The sequence below is a fragment of the Xenorhabdus ishibashii genome (assembly GCF_002632755.1).
GTDB classification, from domain to species: domain Bacteria; phylum Pseudomonadota; class Gammaproteobacteria; order Enterobacterales; family Enterobacteriaceae; genus Xenorhabdus; species Xenorhabdus ishibashii.
This window is the reverse complement of the sequence record NZ_NJAK01000001.1, coordinates 2477035-2492566: the sequence shown is the minus strand read 5'-3', so window position 1 is coordinate 2492566 and position 15532 is coordinate 2477035. Positions and strand designations below refer to the sequence as shown.

At 40.4% G+C, this 15532-nt stretch carries 17 protein-coding genes; 5 read left to right on the top strand and 12 right to left on the bottom strand.

Annotation, left to right across the window (positions count from 1 at the left end; genetic code table 11):
• Nucleotides 1-365: 365 nt before the first annotated feature.
• The 3 genes from nadR to serB all read right to left on the bottom strand — a co-directional run bounded on the left by nadR (nt 366) and on the right by serB (nt 4556).
• A complete protein-coding gene (nadR, locus tag Xish_RS11860) occupies nt 366-1592 on the bottom strand; it encodes a multifunctional transcriptional regulator/nicotinamide-nucleotide adenylyltransferase/ribosylnicotinamide kinase NadR (protein WP_099118036.1) in 1227 nt (408 codons plus the stop codon).
• A gap of 564 nt (nt 1593-2156) precedes the next feature.
• On the bottom strand, nt 2157-3539 hold the full coding sequence (gene radA, locus Xish_RS11855) for a DNA repair protein RadA (RefSeq protein ID WP_099118035.1): 1383 nt from the start codon (nt 3537-3539) through the stop codon (nt 2157-2159).
• 39 nt (nt 3540-3578) lie between these two features.
• Nucleotides 3579-4556: a phosphoserine phosphatase gene (gene serB, locus Xish_RS11850; RefSeq protein WP_099118034.1), complete on the bottom strand. Its 978-nt coding sequence runs from the start codon at nt 4554-4556 to the stop codon at nt 3579-3581.
• Nucleotides 4557-4672: 116 nt separating this feature from the next.
• Here serB and Xish_RS11845 point away from each other — a divergent pair, with 116 nt between their 5' ends.
• The gene (locus Xish_RS11845) at nt 4673-5338 is read left to right on the top strand and encodes a YtjB family periplasmic protein (RefSeq protein WP_099118033.1); all 666 of its coding nucleotides are present in this window, start codon (nt 4673-4675) and stop codon (nt 5336-5338) included.
• Nucleotides 5339-5345: 7 nt separating this feature from the next.
• On the opposite strand, the gene Xish_RS11840 is transcribed toward Xish_RS11845, so the two are convergent.
• The 4 genes from Xish_RS11840 to metC form a co-directional block, all read right to left on the bottom strand.
• Nucleotides 5346-5663 carry a hypothetical protein gene (locus Xish_RS11840; RefSeq protein WP_099118032.1) on the bottom strand — a complete coding sequence of 106 codons (318 nt, stop codon included), beginning with the start codon at nt 5661-5663 and terminating at the stop codon, nt 5346-5348.
• 319 nt (nt 5664-5982) lie between these two features.
• Nucleotides 5983-6813 carry a 2,5-didehydrogluconate reductase DkgA gene (gene dkgA, locus Xish_RS11835; protein WP_099118031.1) on the bottom strand — a complete coding sequence of 277 codons (831 nt, stop codon included), beginning with the start codon at nt 6811-6813 and terminating at the stop codon, nt 5983-5985.
• 227 nt (nt 6814-7040) lie between these two features.
• Entirely contained in the window at nt 7041-7712 is a 672-nt protein-coding gene (locus Xish_RS11830) for a DedA family protein (protein WP_099118030.1), read from the bottom strand.
• A gap of 149 nt (nt 7713-7861) precedes the next feature.
• Nucleotides 7862-9055 (bottom strand): cystathionine beta-lyase, encoded by a 1194-nt coding sequence (gene metC / locus Xish_RS11825; RefSeq protein WP_099118029.1) that lies wholly within the window; start codon nt 9053-9055, stop codon nt 7862-7864.
• Nucleotides 9056-9520: 465 nt separating this feature from the next.
• Here metC and exbB point away from each other — a divergent pair, with 465 nt between their 5' ends.
• The 4 genes from exbB to Xish_RS11805 all read left to right on the top strand — a co-directional run bounded on the left by exbB (nt 9521) and on the right by Xish_RS11805 (nt 11653).
• Nucleotides 9521-10492 carry a tonB-system energizer ExbB gene (gene exbB / locus Xish_RS11820; protein WP_099118028.1) on the top strand — a complete coding sequence of 324 codons (972 nt, stop codon included), beginning with the start codon at nt 9521-9523 and terminating at the stop codon, nt 10490-10492.
• Nucleotides 10493-10498: 6 nt separating this feature from the next.
• Nucleotides 10499-10924, top strand: a complete 426-nt coding sequence (exbD, locus tag Xish_RS11815; RefSeq protein ID WP_099118027.1) for a TonB system transport protein ExbD — start codon at nt 10499-10501, stop codon at nt 10922-10924.
• Between the two features lie 186 nt (nt 10925-11110).
• The gene (locus Xish_RS11810; RefSeq protein WP_099118026.1) at nt 11111-11371 is read left to right on the top strand and encodes a type II toxin-antitoxin system RelB/DinJ family antitoxin; all 261 of its coding nucleotides are present in this window, start codon (nt 11111-11113) and stop codon (nt 11369-11371) included.
• Nucleotides 11372-11377: 6 nt separating this feature from the next.
• On the top strand, nt 11378-11653 hold the full coding sequence (locus Xish_RS11805) for a type II toxin-antitoxin system YafQ family toxin (RefSeq protein WP_099118025.1): 276 nt from the start codon (nt 11378-11380) through the stop codon (nt 11651-11653).
• 43 nt (nt 11654-11696) lie between these two features.
• Here Xish_RS11805 and Xish_RS11800 read toward each other — a convergent pair whose 3' ends face one another.
• The 5 genes from Xish_RS11800 to Xish_RS11780 form a co-directional block, all read right to left on the bottom strand.
• Nucleotides 11697-12086 (bottom strand): cytidine deaminase family protein, encoded by a 390-nt coding sequence (locus Xish_RS11800; RefSeq protein ID WP_208605027.1) that lies wholly within the window; start codon nt 12084-12086, stop codon nt 11697-11699.
• A 46-nt stretch (nt 12087-12132) separates the two neighbouring features.
• Nucleotides 12133-12393: an HPr family phosphocarrier protein gene (locus Xish_RS11795; RefSeq protein WP_099118024.1), complete on the bottom strand. Its 261-nt coding sequence runs from the start codon at nt 12391-12393 to the stop codon at nt 12133-12135.
• A gap of 72 nt (nt 12394-12465) precedes the next feature.
• Nucleotides 12466-13905 (bottom strand): glycoside hydrolase family 1 protein, encoded by a 1440-nt coding sequence (locus tag Xish_RS11790; protein ID WP_099118023.1) that lies wholly within the window; start codon nt 13903-13905, stop codon nt 12466-12468.
• A gap of 11 nt (nt 13906-13916) precedes the next feature.
• Nucleotides 13917-14258 carry a PTS sugar transporter subunit IIA gene (locus Xish_RS11785; protein ID WP_099118022.1) on the bottom strand — a complete coding sequence of 114 codons (342 nt, stop codon included), beginning with the start codon at nt 14256-14258 and terminating at the stop codon, nt 13917-13919.
• Between the two features lie 29 nt (nt 14259-14287).
• Nucleotides 14288-15532 carry a PTS transporter subunit EIIC gene (locus Xish_RS11780; protein WP_099118021.1) on the bottom strand — a complete coding sequence of 415 codons (1245 nt, stop codon included), beginning with the start codon at nt 15530-15532 and terminating at the stop codon, nt 14288-14290.

The window sequence follows — 15532 nt, the reverse complement described above, 5'->3', positions numbered from 1 at the left end:
AAGTCATTTTATATTTCGTTAATATTTTAATGTTATTTGTTATTACCTCCGCTATTGATAAAAACACCTAGAGTATTTGTGGTTTTTTTAGTAACTAATAAATTTTATATTTATAAATCAATGAGCCTGTTCATTAAATGACTTATTCCCCTGTAATTCAAGTCAAAACAGTAAAATTAAAGTATCAAAAAATATTATTATCACAATTTATTTTATTACATTTGTTAAAATAACCAAAGTAAACATTTAACTCATTGTTAAGGTAGGATAATTATAATTAAATAAAGATTACACTAAATAATAAATTACTATCAATCAATCGTGACAATAATATAAGTGTAATCTATTTTATATAAAAAGGTTATTTATTCCATTAACATCTGTTGAACTAATTCAACACAATGTAGAAAACGTTGATCATAGTCCGGTGAATTGACACAAACATAATCGATATTATTTTTTTTCAACAAACTTTCAAGCAAATGTTGAAATTCTTTGCGATCTTGCTCGCTGCCCAAACTTCTTAAACCATCTGCAACCCACGGTGTGTTGTTTTCTAAAAGAATAACTAAATCAAAGCGATATTCATCAATCATCGCCTGTACAAAAGGATGTTCTTTTCCTTCGTAGCGTTTGCAAAATGCTTGTGTTGTCACAAAATCAGTATCGATAAATACAACTTTATTGGCATATTTAACTGAAAAATCAATGTATTGAGCATGACCTAATGCAATTTTATCATAATCTGAATACTGCAAAGCCATTTCGTCTCCTCCCAGATGGGAAAATACGTATTCACGCCCATATTCCCATGCACTGGTCGTGTTAAACATGTTGGCCAGTTTATTCACTAATGTGGATTTTCCGCTCGATTCTCCGCCGAGAATAGCCACTGTACGTACAAAGAATGGCTTTACTTCTGTCGGAATATATTCCCAATAACGGAAAGGAGCCTGACGGATTTGGCTACCACTAATATTCATAAATGAGCGTTGTGGGTCGATAAGCACAGTTTCAATACCGAAATATTCTTTATAGCGAGGAACATCCTGTGCTTCGCTGGAATAGATGTAATTAAGATTGATGTTTTTTGCTGTCAAAAACGACTGAACACTTTGACTCCACGCTTTCCAGCCATTTGGGTAAGGCTCCATTCCTTGCTCATCAAATGCATGAATATGAATATTTTTCTGATACTTGAATGTTTGCAGCAACCATCTCAGACGGTCACTTACAGTAGGTTGTTGAGACATTGAACTGTTGATGAATAGTTCACGATCTCGCACTTCGTCATAGCAAAGAACAACATGTAACTCATCAACCTGACTGGATGCTCGTTGAATCAAATAAATGTGTCCAGTATGTAATGGGTAAAATTTACCAAACACAATTCCGACTGTTTTCTTTTCCACGGGATACGCTAACCCTAAATATTGATGAAGAGAAGCCAACTTGTGTGCACTAGGACTTTTTATCTTGTTATTAATAAGTTGGCTCAGGTAGCCTTTGGTCATTCCGCTGGCATCAGCAACCTGTTGTAAGGTGTAACCAGCCTGTTTTATCGCCTCTTTTAAATAATCAAATTGACTCATAAAACCTCCCTTTGGTTTAGTATACTAAACAAAATAGCATGCTCATTGTGAAAGGTAAAAACAAAATTGGTTGTTTATTGATTGTTTGGGATTAAATCCCGTTATCTTGACTATAATAAGTGTTTAAAATTGGATAATTAGATATTTATTTTAAATAAAATAGCCAAATGCTAAATTTATAGTTAAATAATAAAAATAAATGACAATGGTGTTTGTCCAATTTTTATTGGATATATTGCTTGGTTTGATTCACTGTATCAATATTTACATAACCATTTGCGGTTTAAATTCCACCAACACCTGACCATCAATAAATCATAAAGTGTGGTGAGAATAGAGAATTTTAAATAATATAGCATCTAACTGTTTGATTTTTTATTTAAATAAAATGAATAAAAATATTTTCCTATAATTTTATTATCCGCCTTGTTTGATGTGCGATGGCAAGCGAGAAAATATTCTGGCAAATTAGGAAAAATACCCAGATTGCTGTTTAATAGATTTCAAGCGGCAACTTGAAATCTATTGGTTATATAGATCTAAAAGGAATAAAAAGAGTATTCCTTAATCCAGCTCATCCAGAACAGATAACGCATCCGCCAGTTTTTTGACGCCAAATACTTTCATTTCAGGCAGTGATTTTTTGGGCATGTTAGCGTGGGGAACAATGGCTCGTTTAAAACCGTGTTTAGCGGCTTCTGAAATACGTTCTTGTCCACTGGGAACGGGACGAATTTCTCCTGCCAACCCTACTTCTCCAAATACCACCAGATCACGAGGCAAAGGCCGATCGCGGAAGCTGGAAACCAAAGAGAGTAATAACGCCAGATCAGCACTTGTTTCTGTTACTTTTACCCCACCTACGACGTTCACAAAAACATCTTGATCAGACATTTGTAAACCACCATGCCGATGCAGGACGGCAAGTAAAATCGCCAGCCTGTTTTGTTCAAGCCCTACTGCTACGCGGCGTGGGTTTGACATCATGGAGTGATCGACCAATGCCTGAATTTCAACAAGCAAAGGGCGAGTACCTTCCCATACAATCATGACCGAGCTACCTGAGGTAATTTCATCACCACGACTCAGGAAAATGGCAGAAGGGTTACTGACTTCCCGTAACCCCTGTTCGGTCATTGCAAAAACGCCTAGTTCATTAACAGCCCCGAAACGGTTTTTATGGCTACGCAGGGTACGGAAACGGGAATCAGTTTCACCATCCAACATGACGGAACAGTCTATACAGTGCTCGAGAACCTTGGGACCCGCCAAAGTGCCATCTTTTGTTACATGCCCGACCATGATAATGGCAACGCCACGTGTTTTAGCGAACCGTGTCAGGTAGGCTGCGGTTTCCCTGACTTGAGCAACACTGCCTGGTGATGATTGAATATCTGCTATGTGCATGACCTGAATTGAATCAATCACCATGAGTTTGGGTTGTTCTTGCTCTGCGACCAGACAAATCTGCTCGATACTGGTTTCTGACAGCATATTCAGTTGATCTGTCGGCAAACCCAGCCGATGTGCTCGCATCGCCACTTGTTGCAATGACTCTTCCCCTGTTACATACAGGGTTTTCATCTGGGTTGATAATAGGCACATAGTTTGTAAGAGCAGGGTACTTTTCCCTGCCCCTGGGTTACCGCCAATCAAAATGGCACTGCCGGGAACTACACCACCACCGAGAACACGGTCAAACTCTTTAAAGCCAGTTGAAAAACGAGGCAATTCTTCCAAACTGATATCAGAGAGTTTCTGTACTTTACTGATCCCTGCGTTTCCGGCATAGCCACTAAGGCGTTCATTACGGGGTGATGAAGTTGAGGCTAAACGTACTTCCGTAATGGTATTCCATGCGTGACATGCGGTACATTGCCCCTGCCAACGGGGATAATCCGCACCACACTCGTTACAGACAAATGCCCGTTTTGCTGCTTTTGCCACTTTGTACTCCCTTAAGGTAATGACTTTTGCCTATGGGCATTAGCGTTCTTCGTGTTTCAAACCACCGCTCAACACACACAGGACGCCCATTAAATCTGCATGTCGGATAGCAACTTTGGCCTGGACGTAAACTTTTGGCTTAGCATGATAGGCGATCCCCAACCCCGCCTTGCGGATCATTTTCAGATCATTGGCACCATCTCCAATAGCGACAGTTTGGCTCAGAGGAATATTTAGTGTTTTTGCCAATCTTATCAGGGTGGTTGCCTTGTATTTCGCATCGACAATCGGTCCTTTGACCTTACCGGTCAGCTTGCCATTTTTTATTTCCAGTTGATTAGCGACTGCGTCAAAAAGGCGTAACTGCTGGCGCAGATTATCGGCAAAGAAAGTGAAACCACCGGAGGCAATCGCAACATGCCAATCCAATGACTGTAATTTGCGAACCAGACTGGTTAGCCCGGGCATAAGCGGAAGTGTTTCCATCACCTGCTGCAAGATTGATGCATCGGCACCTGCTAACTGAGCAACTCGCTCGCGCAGACTTTCTGAAAAATCCAATTCGCCTTGCATCGCCCGCTCTGTGATTTCCGCCACTTTATCACCAACGCCGGCCAGACGGGCAATTTCATCAATGCATTCAATCTGGATAGCGGTAGAATCCATATCCATCACCAATAAACCAGGTGAACGGAGGCGGGGGATCTGCCCCAAGGGAACGACATCCAAACGGCACTCATCTGCCTGACGTTTAATGCGAGGCGAAAGGCTACCGGCAATACGGACAACCTGATAATCATCGATCCGCCATGAAGAAACCACCACAATGGCGGCACCCAATCGGTGCTGGAACTCGCTGATACGCTGTTTATCCAAACCACGTCCATACAGCAACCAGCCGCTATCTCCTGCCCTGTAATCCAAAGGCATGACTTCATCACCACTGAGGGATAAGGGTAATCCGGGCCATTTATGGAGCTCATCCGGTAAATAGCGATAGGCCAGATTATTAGACATGAACATTGACTCCTGTAATTCCATATAATTTGGTGCAGGCAAAAAACGCTTTTCAAACTATCCTATCATTACTGCATCTGGCAACATGTGCTTTCTGAGCATGGGATGAGATAACTATGATAAAACCGAAGCTAAAAATTAGACTGCACAAGACGGCGATTATATTAATATGTATAGCACTGCTGGTGCTGCTGATGCAGGGCGTTTCCTATTTCAGCCGTTCTCAACAACAGGCGCATATGGATCAATTTGAAGATCTAGCGAAAACATTGGCAAAGCAGGTCGCATTCAGCTTGTCTGATTATATGGAGAATGGTAGCAAAGATCTTAATAATAAAAAGATTGTAGCTAACTTAGATTACTTGACCAGCAATAGCCGCATTTTAGATGCTAGTGTCTATCTGGAGAATGGCACACAGATAGCACGCAGTGGTGAACCGATTTCTGTTCGTGAACGATTATCGTTAGAAGGCAAAAAATCCAATAGTTATTTCAACCAACAAATTGTTATGCCGATACCAGGGAAAAATCATCCAAAAGGTTTTCTTCGCCTGACATTGGATACACACCGACTGGCAACTGAGGCCAAACAGGTCGATAACACAACTAACTTACTTAGAATAATGCTCCTGTTATCTTTAGCGATTGGGTTTATTCTGGCTCATAACTTGCTGAAATTATATCCTAGTCGCTGGCAACAATCCCCTTATCTGCTGACTGCTAATACGAAACTTTCTGATGAAGCAGAAAATGAAGAGCAAGGTGATGAACCCCAACGGTAATGTGATATTACCGTTGGTTATTGTGCGGATAACTTTCCTCATTATCAATATTCTTCCCATAGTATCGCTTGAAACAAATGGAATAGAGTATGCCGTGTAGAAGCGTAATCATGACTGCGCCATAAAACACAATCGGCTGATGGGCAACATTAATATGCACAACCGGAATATTGTTAAAACGAAAGATATACATATGAAAGGCCATAGCTACGATTGCAAGTAAGATCCCCGCTGCGTTGTAGTGGATCCGGTGTGACAGCAGGAACCACTTTAAGGCGAAGAAAAAAGGGATAAGCATTAATAAAGAAATAACTATGTAAATCATTATCATTTCCTTAAGTTCTTTGTCTGGAACGTTGATGTAAATATACGGATTGATGCTGTCATAAACACGTTGCGTGTTTCAATTATCTATTTAATACGCCTGTTATTTAGCGTTGTGAAGTAAGTCTATAACATAGTTCATACATAAATAGTAAACATGGTTATTATTAATATTTCTGATTTAATTGATAAATTATAGTGTTGTATGAAAAGGATTTTATTCAGGTTATGTACCTGAACCCTGCTGAAGAACAGAGTTCAGGCTCGTTGAAATGGATTGAGTGAAATGGGCAGATGAATCTATGGGATGGTTTTCCCTGCTAAAATTGATTATAAGTATCGGGATTTGGACCTATCCGTTTCCCAATATCCAGTTCAGCCATAGCTGTTAAGTCTTCTTTTTCCAGCCTGAAATCAAATACATCAAAATTTTCTTTAATGCGGGCTGGTGTAACAGATTTAGGAATGGCAATCATGCCGCATTCAAGATGCCAACGAATGACAATTTGCGCTGGAGTCTTGCCATATTTAAGTGCCAGACGTTCAACCAGTGGAGAATTAAAAACGCCTTTTCCGCCCCGTGATAACGGACTCCAGGATTCGGTTGTAATATGGTGGGTAGCATTCCATGAGTGAAGTTGTCGCTGTTGCAGCAAGGGATGCAATTCAATTTGGTTGATGACAGGAACGACACCTGTTTCCTGTATTATTTTTTGTAAATGCTCGATATGAAAATTACACACTCCAATACTGCGAGTCAGACCTGTTTCTTTCAGTTCAATCAGTTGCCTCCATGCATCAACATAATGATCCTGTTCGGGAACAGGCCATTGAATGAGATAGAGATCAACATAATCTAACTGTAACTTGTCCAGACTCTCTTGTAATGCCGCACGGGCATCCAGATGGCGATCATTCCAAAGTTTGGTAGTGATGAAAATTTCTTCGCGTGGGATATCAGTTTCCTGCAAGGCTTTCCCCACACCTTCTTCGTTATGAAAAATTGCTGCTGTATCAATGGAGCGATAACCGGATTCTAATGCGGTATGGATAGACTTAACAACCTGTTCATTACTTGCTTTCCAAACGCCAAGCCCCAATTGTGGCATGTGATTTCCATCAGCGAGTTTAATAATTGTCTGCTGACCCATTATTACCTCCTTTAGTTAATGAGGTTGTCCATCCCATTCAGGACAAGTTATTCAGCATGTAAAAGTTGAGCACAGCTTAAATAATTGGTAGTCACAGTACCTGTCGGAATGGACTCTGGTTGTTCAATTATTGAGTTGATAATCCAGTCAGATGATAGTTAAGTAAATAAAAAATCAAGTAAATAGAAAAATAGCGTTTTTGCGATGGTGTTAAAACGATAAGCACGTTATTTGTTTTTCTTTGCGGCTCCTTTCTTATGACGCCAATACATCAGCAAAGAAGCTGACAAGCCACTGATCAACAAAATGACAGGCAAAATCATCAAAATGTTCATGACCATATCTTGATGTGCTTTAACGAAAGGGATTTGGTTCAGGATATAGCCAAAACCCACGATAATAATGACCCATAAGAAGCCACTTAACCAGTTAAAAAATTGAAAGCGTTTATTATTTAGGCCAGAAATGCCGGCAAATGTTGGCAGGAGAGTGCGAACAAACGCTAAAAAGCGTCCGATAAGCAGAGCAGACAGACCGTGTTTAGAGAATAACATATTGGCACGTTGGCGATATTGTAAGGGAAGTTGAGCCAGCCAGTTTTTGACAATACGGGTATGGCCGAGCCAGCGTCCCTGCAAATAACCCAGCCAACAGCCCAGACTTGCCGCGATGGTTAGCAGAACTACCGTGGGAATGAAACTCATGACACCTTTGGCAATTAAAGCACCGGAAAGAACCAACAGAGTATCACCGGGTAAAAAGGCGGCTGGCAGTAGTCCGTTTTCCAACACTAGCGTGACAAAAAGGACGCCATAAATAACCCAGATGACATCTGGATTGGCAAGTTGGTTAAAATCATGATGCCAGAGTGCATGCACAATCTCGCTTAACGTTTCCATTGTTTATCCTGTGATTTTTGCGAGTAAAATGATCTGCCTCAGTGTACCGCAAAATGATGAGATAGGGGGGGATTTGATTCAGCATTAAGGGAAACCGTGGCTATCTGCTAATTCGCAATAAAGAGATAGCCATCATTTAAAAGTGAAAGTTAACGAATTGCCAAACGTGCAAAACCGGCTTCCAGATCATCAATCAAGTCTTGTCGATTTTCCAGTCCAATATGGAGACGGAATAAGGTGCCCGTTTTTTGCGGCGAAGGGTATTGACGCAGTCGTTGCAGCATTTCTGGTTGAATTCCCAAAATCAATGACTCAAAACCTCCCCATGAAAAGGCCATCTTAAAATGACTCAGATTATCGAGATAATCTGCAAGTTGTTGAGGTGTAAGCTGGATATTCAGGAGAAAAGAAAATAGTCCGCAGGAACCAGTGAAATCGCGCTGAAAGAACTGATGCCCTGGGCAAGAAGGCAGGGCAGGGTGATAAACTTCGGCAACTTCCGGCCGCTGCGCAAGCCATTTGGCAATTTTGATGCTGTTTTCTTCGTGTTGTTTTAAACGAACCGCTAACGTGCGCAGCCCTCGGTTTGCCATGTATACCGTATCGGGATCGGCAATTTGCCCCAGCAGGTAAGATCCTTCCCTAAGCTGATCCCAACATCGTGCATTGGCAACCGCTGTACCCAGCATTCCGTCTGAATGGCCAATAATATATTTGGTGGCTGATTGGATAGAAATATCGATACCAAACTCCAGAGCCTTAAACAGTACGCCAGCCGCCCATGTATTATCGATAATAATGACAATCTCAGAATTGACTTGTCGAATAGCCCGCACGATGGCAGGAATATCTTGCACCTCCATCGTCAAAGAGCCAGGTGACTCAAGAAAGATAACTTTGGTATTAGGTTGAATCAGTGAAGCAATGTTTTCTCCGATCATAGGATCAAAATAATCGGTGGAAATTCCCATTTTTTTCAAAACATGATGGCAAAATTCTTGTGTAGGTTCATAGGCAGTACCTGTCATTAAGACATGATCACCGGTTGCCACAAATGCCAGAATTGAATGGGTAATAGCTGCCGTTCCGGAAGGATATAGTGCACAACCGGCACCGCCTTCCAGCTCAGACATCGCTGTCTGGAAGGAAAAATGCGTCAGTGTGCCACGGCGCCCATAAAATAACTCACCCTTATCACGGTTTTTCAAGGCTTGCTTTAAGTCTTCAACGGTATCAAAAATGACAGATGAAGTGCGTTGAATCAATGGATTAACGGCACCTTGCGTATATCGTTTCTGTCTTCCGGCACTGACCAATAAAGTTTCTAGTTTTTTTTCTGTCATGGCATCATTCCCCAAGTTATTTCTTGCTTATATCTAAATAGAATCGCTCAAATAATGATTAGAAAGTTAAAAGATTTGGGGCGGTTTTACCAAAGAGATTCGCGCAACTTGACGAAAATTCAAGGTGAGCAGGCGATAGTAAATCAGGATCGATTAACGAAGGAACATCATTAAGTGGTACTTTTTTGTTAAATAGTAATGATAATTACTATCAAATCGCCAAATGTCTGATATCATTTGTAGCGGACTTTTTCCTCTCTTGAGGTAAAAAGCCTGAATCAAGGGGTAAATGAAACCTGTATCTTCCCGAATGCACCTTGCTGTGCAGTTATTAAGCGGTAAGGGGGCGGAGATACAAGGTTGAAAAATGAACCATGACTCAGGAAATATTAGGATTAGCAAGATGAGTAAACGCGATTCACTGCTAAGTAACAGAATCTATAAGAAAGAGAGTAAGGCTAACTGATGCGTAATTTGACAGCTTCTATTCTATTGGCACTCGGATTAACAAGTTCAGCATGGGCTGATACGACACCAGCTCCGCCAGAAAATCAGGCTGCTGCTCAGGTAGCTGCTCCGGCAACACCAGCATCTTCCGCAGCTTCACAAGCGATTGAATCAACAACCGACGCACCATCAACTTCAGATGCGCAAACCATAACGGCTACAGAAACCGTGACGACTGAAGAAACGGTTATGGCACCCATTGAAGAAATTTCTGACAATCTGTCCGGTGGTTTTGCAACGGATCTGTCTGTTTGGGGCATGTACCAAAACGCAGATGTGGTAGTAAAAACTGTTATGGTGGGATTGGTGATCGCTTCTGTCATTACATGGGCATTGTTTTTCTCCAAAGGTACAGAACTCTTAATGGCTCGCCGCCGTTTACGTAAGGAGCAATTGACTTTGGCTGAGGCTGCCAATCTGGATGTGGCAGTGAAAATTGCCGCAGATTTTGGTAATCGCAGCGTCAGCCGTCTGTTATTGAATGAAGCACAGTCGGAGCGTGCTCTGTCTGCTGACAGCATTGACAAGGTTGGAACCAAAGAACGTACTTCGTTCCGCATGGAGCGAGCCGTCGCAGCAATTAGCCGTCATATGGGGCGTGGTAACGGTTACTTGGCGACCATTGGTGCCATTTCTCCATTTGTGGGACTGTTTGGTACTGTCTGGGGGATCATGAACAGTTTTATCGGCATTGCTCATTCACAAACGACTAACCTGGCCGTTGTTGCACCAGGGATAGCAGAAGCACTGTTAGCGACAGCATTGGGGCTGGTGGCTGCGATCCCTGCGGTAGTGATTTATAACGTCTTTGCCCGTGTTATTTCATCATACCGTGGTCAGGTGGGTGATATGGCAGCTAAGGCAATCTTGTTGCTGGGGCGTGATCTTGATTTGGCTGAAAGCAGAACAGAAAAAGCAGAAGCAAGGTAATAAATTATGGCAATACGTCTTAATGAAGATTTAGACGATAGCGGCGAACTGCATGAAATTAACGTTACGCCGTTTATTGACGTGATGTTAGTGCTGCTGATTATTTTCATGGTGGCAGCGCCATTGGCAACGGTAGATATTAAAGTTGATTTACCAGCATCAACCGCTAAACCGCAACCACGACCAGAAAAACCGGTATTTTTGACGGTGAAAGCAGATAAGCAGTTGTATGTGGGAGAGCAGGCGGTTGATCGTGATAATTTGTCTTTGGTATTGGATAAAACCACACAATCCAATAAAGATACGACAATTTTCTTCCAAGCCGATAAAACAGTGGATTATGAAACTCTGATGAGCGTCATGGATTCTCTGCGCAAGGCGGGTTATCTCAAAGTGGGATTAGTGGGGATGGAATCAGTTTCCGCACAATAACTTTTCTTTGCTTACCCAAAATATGAACTGCCCGAATCGTTAATCGGGCAGTTTTGGGAAGTTACTCTCATATTATCTCCTCTGATAATTTTAATTTTGCCTCTATAATTTTTGATCAAGTTACAGATTTGATTATGTATCTCAATTGAGCTACAGTATGTTTATTAACCAACTCAGGGATTCAACATGGCTGCAAATGCATTTGTTCGTGCTCGTATAGATGAAACACTAAAAAATGAAGCTGCTGAAGTGCTGGCTAGCATGGGTTTAACTGTATCTGACTTAATTAGAATTACTTTGACCAAGGTAGCAAAAGAAAAGGCGTTACCGTTCGATATGCGTATTCCTAATGCACTGACTGCAAAAACCATTGCTGATAGTGAAAACGGTATAAATATCCATAAAGCGAAAGATGTTGACGAGCTATTTGACAAATTGGGTATTTAATGAGCCATGAAGCAGCGGGAAATTGAATATTCAAGTCAATTCCAACGAGATTTGAAGCTGGCTCAAAAGCGCCATAAGGATATGAACAAGTTAAAAGATTTAATGAAACTCTTAATTAACAATGAGCTACCTTTGCCAACTATATACAAAGATCATCCTTTGCAAGGGAATTACAAAGGTTACAGGGATGCTCATATAGAGCCTGATTGGATTCTTATTTACAAACTTACTGATAGCCTGATTAGATTTGAAAGAACAGGAACGCACTCCGATCTATTTTAACTGGAACTGCCCGAATCGTTAATCGGGCAGTTTTGGGAAAGCACTAATATTGATTCTTCCAGTCAAAAGGTAATAGTTCACTAAGAGATAAAACCTTTTCTTGCGAGACTTTTACTTCTGCATGGATATTCTCTGGGTTTATCTGGCTGATAAACTCTCGGCACCGGCCACAGGGAGGAATGATATTACCATGCCGGTTGACAGCAATAATCCTGATTATCTGTGTTTCACCTTGCTTTATCATCTCAGCGATGGCACAGTGCTCTGCACAAAACCCCATAGAGCAAGCAGTATCAATATTAATTCCAGTATAAATATGACCAGATTTACTTTGAATAACAGCACCTACATGACCATATTTAATATATTTATTTAATTGAGTTGGGGATATTAGGCGATGTGCCATATGCTCCATTTTGTCAAAAGAAATCATAAAATACTCCTTACTCATGATTAAATGGATTAATAAAGTATATAGCTCAGTCTTTTATATTACGAATAAACTCAATAACTGATTGTGCCATCGCCTTCTCATTATCACCTTCAACCCGAATAATTACTTCCATACCACTTTTGATTCCCATCGACATCACTTTAAACATGCTTTTTAGATTCGCACTTTTATCTCCCCTGATAATTTCAATTTTGCCAGTGTAATTTTTGACAAAATTACAGAGTTGAGCACAAGGCCGCGTATGCAACCCTGAAGGAGCAGTAACAACCACCGGATATTCAATCATAAAAATTACCTGTTTATATATTCTCTATCTTTCAAGCGAAAATTTTGCAATTTATTAGGTATAGAAATAAGATCAGGATTTTTTTAACGAACCACCACGGGTTTGAATAACATTCTGATACCAGTAAAATGAATCTTTTTTATAGCGGGAGAGATCTTTAATGTCTTTGTCTGTCCGATTAACATAGACAAAACCGTATCTTTTTTTATAACCATTGCTGGTGGAAAGCAAATCAATAAAGCTCCACGGATTATAGGAAATCACTTTAACTCCATAATTCATTGCTCGCTTAATGGCATTAATATGTTGTTGAATATAATTAATGCGATAATCATCATGAATAGCGCCATCAGATTCCAGCTTATCATCGGCACCAAAGCCATTTTCTGTGATCATCAAAGGTTTCTGATAACGAGTGTATAAATCACGCAAAAGATATTCCAATCCAATTGGGTCAACTGCCCAATCCCAGTCTGTTGTATCAAGATGTGGGTTTTTATGGATTTGATAGAAATTCGGCTGAATTTCATGCCCATCTATTTGCCCTTTAATGCCTGTTGGATTAAAGCCATCCATGCGTCGTTGAGCACCTTTTTCTGCGGCGGCGGCAGCATGACTGCAATAGTAATTAATTGCCAGAAAATCAGAATAACCTTCTTTAATCAACTCCATATCACCGACTTCGATATGCGGTGCCAGGCCATGATTTTTTAGATAAATTAGGGCTGATTGATTATAGTGCCCTTTCAGGTAGATATCTGTGAAGTAGTAATTACGCAGATCATTGGCATTTTGAGCAGCTAAATTATCTTCTGGTTTACTGGTGAGTGGATAAATGGCGGAATATCCTAAGGCAGCACCGACCAAGCCGTTGGGAACCCATTGATGAACCAATTTGCAGGCAATAGCATGGGCAAGATTCATATGATGATTAATCTGATATTTGATTTGTTCATCATGCAGAAAGTGTTCTGGAATCAGACACTTTTTCGTCCAGAATTGTACAATAATACTTTGTTCATTGATGGTTAACCAATATTGAACTTTCTTGCTAAATTCTTTGATCACAAATTCCGCGTAATAAGCAAAATCTGCCACACTTTGCCGATTAATCCAGCCATGATATTTTTCAACCAGCGCCATCGGCATATCATAATGGTATAGTGTTGGAATCGGTGTTATTCCATTTTTTAACAATTCATCGATAAGGTTATGATAAAATTCCACTCCTTTATCATTAACTTTTCCGATGCCATCCGGAAAAATACGCGACCATGCAATAGAAAAACGGTAAGATTTCAAACCGAGCTCTTTCATTAATGCAATATCTTCTTTATAGCGGTGGTAATGATCACTGGTTATATGGGTATCGGCAAAGCCTGGATTATTATTAATGACATCTTGCTGTGAAAGTTTCTTACCGTATGTTTCCGCAGCACCTTCAACCTGATAAGCACTGGTTGATGCGCCCCAAAGAAAATTCTCTGGAAATAACTCATTATTTTTTATCATGATGTTTTCCTTTATTGACTTTTGTTAGTGATATTATGAATAAATTCATAAAGGCCAATTATCTCTTTTCGCAGATTAAGCTCACTTCGTATGGTCATTAACGTATCTTGAGCATGGATAAACAGTAGATCTAAATAAAAACTTTCCCCTTGAGTCTCTTTTTGAATAATCTCAGTTTGTGCATGATGAGCAGAGAGCATCATTTTTTTGGCTTTCTCCAGATATAAATAGGCATTCTTAAAATCACCAATATGAGCATATTTAATGGCTTCTTCACTTTTTTCTCTTGCATTACCTGCATTGAGAATAATTTCCAGAGCAACGGGGGTTAAAATATTGTCCTCACGATTCATTTTTAAACTTCCTGATGAAATTAAACAATTCAATCTTGTTTACTTGTATTAGCACTTTCTTCCTCAATACGTTTTTTTTCATAAACCTTAAAGAAGGGATACCAGGTGATAAGGAAAACGGCCATAAGTACCACATAACAAATAATCGCTCGCCAGTCTTCCGTAATGATGACACTGGAAAATGGAGCCGGTATTTGACCAACTTGAATCATTTTCGACGGTATATTCAGCCAATCTGAGCGCATGAAAATCCATACGATAATTGGACTGGTAATTGCATTGATCCACATTGGTAGCATCAAGAGTGGATTAAGGACAATTGGCGTACCAAATACCAACGGTTCGTTAATATTGAAAAAAGAAGGACCAATACAGATATAGCCTGTTGTTTTTAGTTCTCTGGATTTTGAAAACAGCATTAAAAGATTCAATGCAAGTGTTGCACCTGTTCCTCCCATGGTAATTAACGCGGCGGTAAATAGGGTTTCATAAGTCACGATATTTGTGGCTGGCTGACCAGCAGCGACCAGCGCAATATTGGCAGTGATCCCAAGCATGAAGATTGGCATTTGCAGACCTGTAAATGTCCAGACGGAAATGCCCATAGACATGGCTATCGCAGGAATCAGCGCCATGAGAATAAAGCCGGGCAGGGTTTGCCCGAATGCAGCGATGGGAGAAAAGAGCGATAATAGTTTGGAAAAAACATCAATATCAAAAGTGAAGACCAACAATGTTCCACTGCCAATGGAAATCAGTATGGGAATAATCGCATGTATCCAACCGACAACGAAATCAGGTAAAGCACTCTCTTTCAATAATCCTAACTTGGTATATAAATGAAAGAGATAAGAAACAAATAGTCCGGTGATAATGCCTAATAATATTCCCGCTGGGCCAAAGCGATCAAAACTGACGAGCATATTACCATCGGTAAATTCTGGCTTAATGAACATCATGTAAACACAAATCGAAGTGAGTCCGGCAATAAGCGTATAGCGAAAGTGATACAGCTTCTCCATCATTTGATTTGCAATCATAAAAGCCGTAATTAAACCGAGCATTCCAAAAGAATAATTGGCAATCTTGCCAAGATCGGGCAAAAACAAAAAATAAGAACGAAATACGTTATAAAAAAAGATAAGTGAACCGGCTAAGATAAAAGGGATGTTTTTTTGCATTGCCCCAGAAATTGCTGCTACCCAAGGCCGTTTGGTAAAATTTTGCATAGCAGGTGCAAATGAGTCAGATAACCAAGACATAAATGCTTGCAT

What these genes read in the sequence shown, in the direction of transcription:
- Xish_RS11810 (WP_099118026.1), top strand. Translation starts at nt 11,111, where the DNA reads ATGGCTGCAAATGCATTTGTTCGTGCTCGTATAGATGAAACACTAAAA.
- nadR (WP_099118036.1), bottom strand. Translation starts at nt 1,592, where the DNA reads ATGAGTCAATTTGATTATTTAAAAGAGGCGATAAAACAGGCTGGTTAC.
- Xish_RS11795 (WP_099118024.1), bottom strand. Translation starts at nt 12,393, where the DNA reads ATGATTGAATATCCGGTGGTTGTTACTGCTCCTTCAGGGTTGCATACG.
- Xish_RS11785 (WP_099118022.1), bottom strand. Translation starts at nt 14,258, where the DNA reads ATGAATCGTGAGGACAATATTTTAACCCCCGTTGCTCTGGAAATTATT.
- exbB (WP_099118028.1), top strand. Translation starts at nt 9,521, where the DNA reads ATGCGTAATTTGACAGCTTCTATTCTATTGGCACTCGGATTAACAAGT.
- Xish_RS11790 (WP_099118023.1), bottom strand. Translation starts at nt 13,905, where the DNA reads ATGATAAAAAATAATGAGTTATTTCCAGAGAATTTTCTTTGGGGCGCA.
- Xish_RS11830 (WP_099118030.1), bottom strand. Translation starts at nt 7,712, where the DNA reads ATGGAAACGTTAAGCGAGATTGTGCATGCACTCTGGCATCATGATTTT.
- Xish_RS11800 (WP_208605027.1), bottom strand. Translation starts at nt 12,086, where the DNA reads ATGATTTCTTTTGACAAAATGGAGCATATGGCACATCGCCTAATATCC.
- Xish_RS11805 (WP_099118025.1), top strand. Translation starts at nt 11,378, where the DNA reads ATGAAGCAGCGGGAAATTGAATATTCAAGTCAATTCCAACGAGATTTG.
- exbD (WP_099118027.1), top strand. Translation starts at nt 10,499, where the DNA reads ATGGCAATACGTCTTAATGAAGATTTAGACGATAGCGGCGAACTGCAT.
- Xish_RS11840 (WP_099118032.1), bottom strand. Translation starts at nt 5,663, where the DNA reads ATGATTTACATAGTTATTTCTTTATTAATGCTTATCCCTTTTTTCTTC.
- Xish_RS11780 (WP_099118021.1), bottom strand. Translation starts at nt 15,532, where the DNA reads ATGCAAGCATTTATGTCTTGGTTATCTGACTCATTTGCACCTGCTATG.
- dkgA (WP_099118031.1), bottom strand. Translation starts at nt 6,813, where the DNA reads ATGGGTCAGCAGACAATTATTAAACTCGCTGATGGAAATCACATGCCA.
- metC (WP_099118029.1), bottom strand. Translation starts at nt 9,055, where the DNA reads ATGACAGAAAAAAAACTAGAAACTTTATTGGTCAGTGCCGGAAGACAG.
- serB (WP_099118034.1), bottom strand. Translation starts at nt 4,556, where the DNA reads ATGTCTAATAATCTGGCCTATCGCTATTTACCGGATGAGCTCCATAAA.
- Xish_RS11845 (WP_099118033.1), top strand. Translation starts at nt 4,673, where the DNA reads ATGATAAAACCGAAGCTAAAAATTAGACTGCACAAGACGGCGATTATA.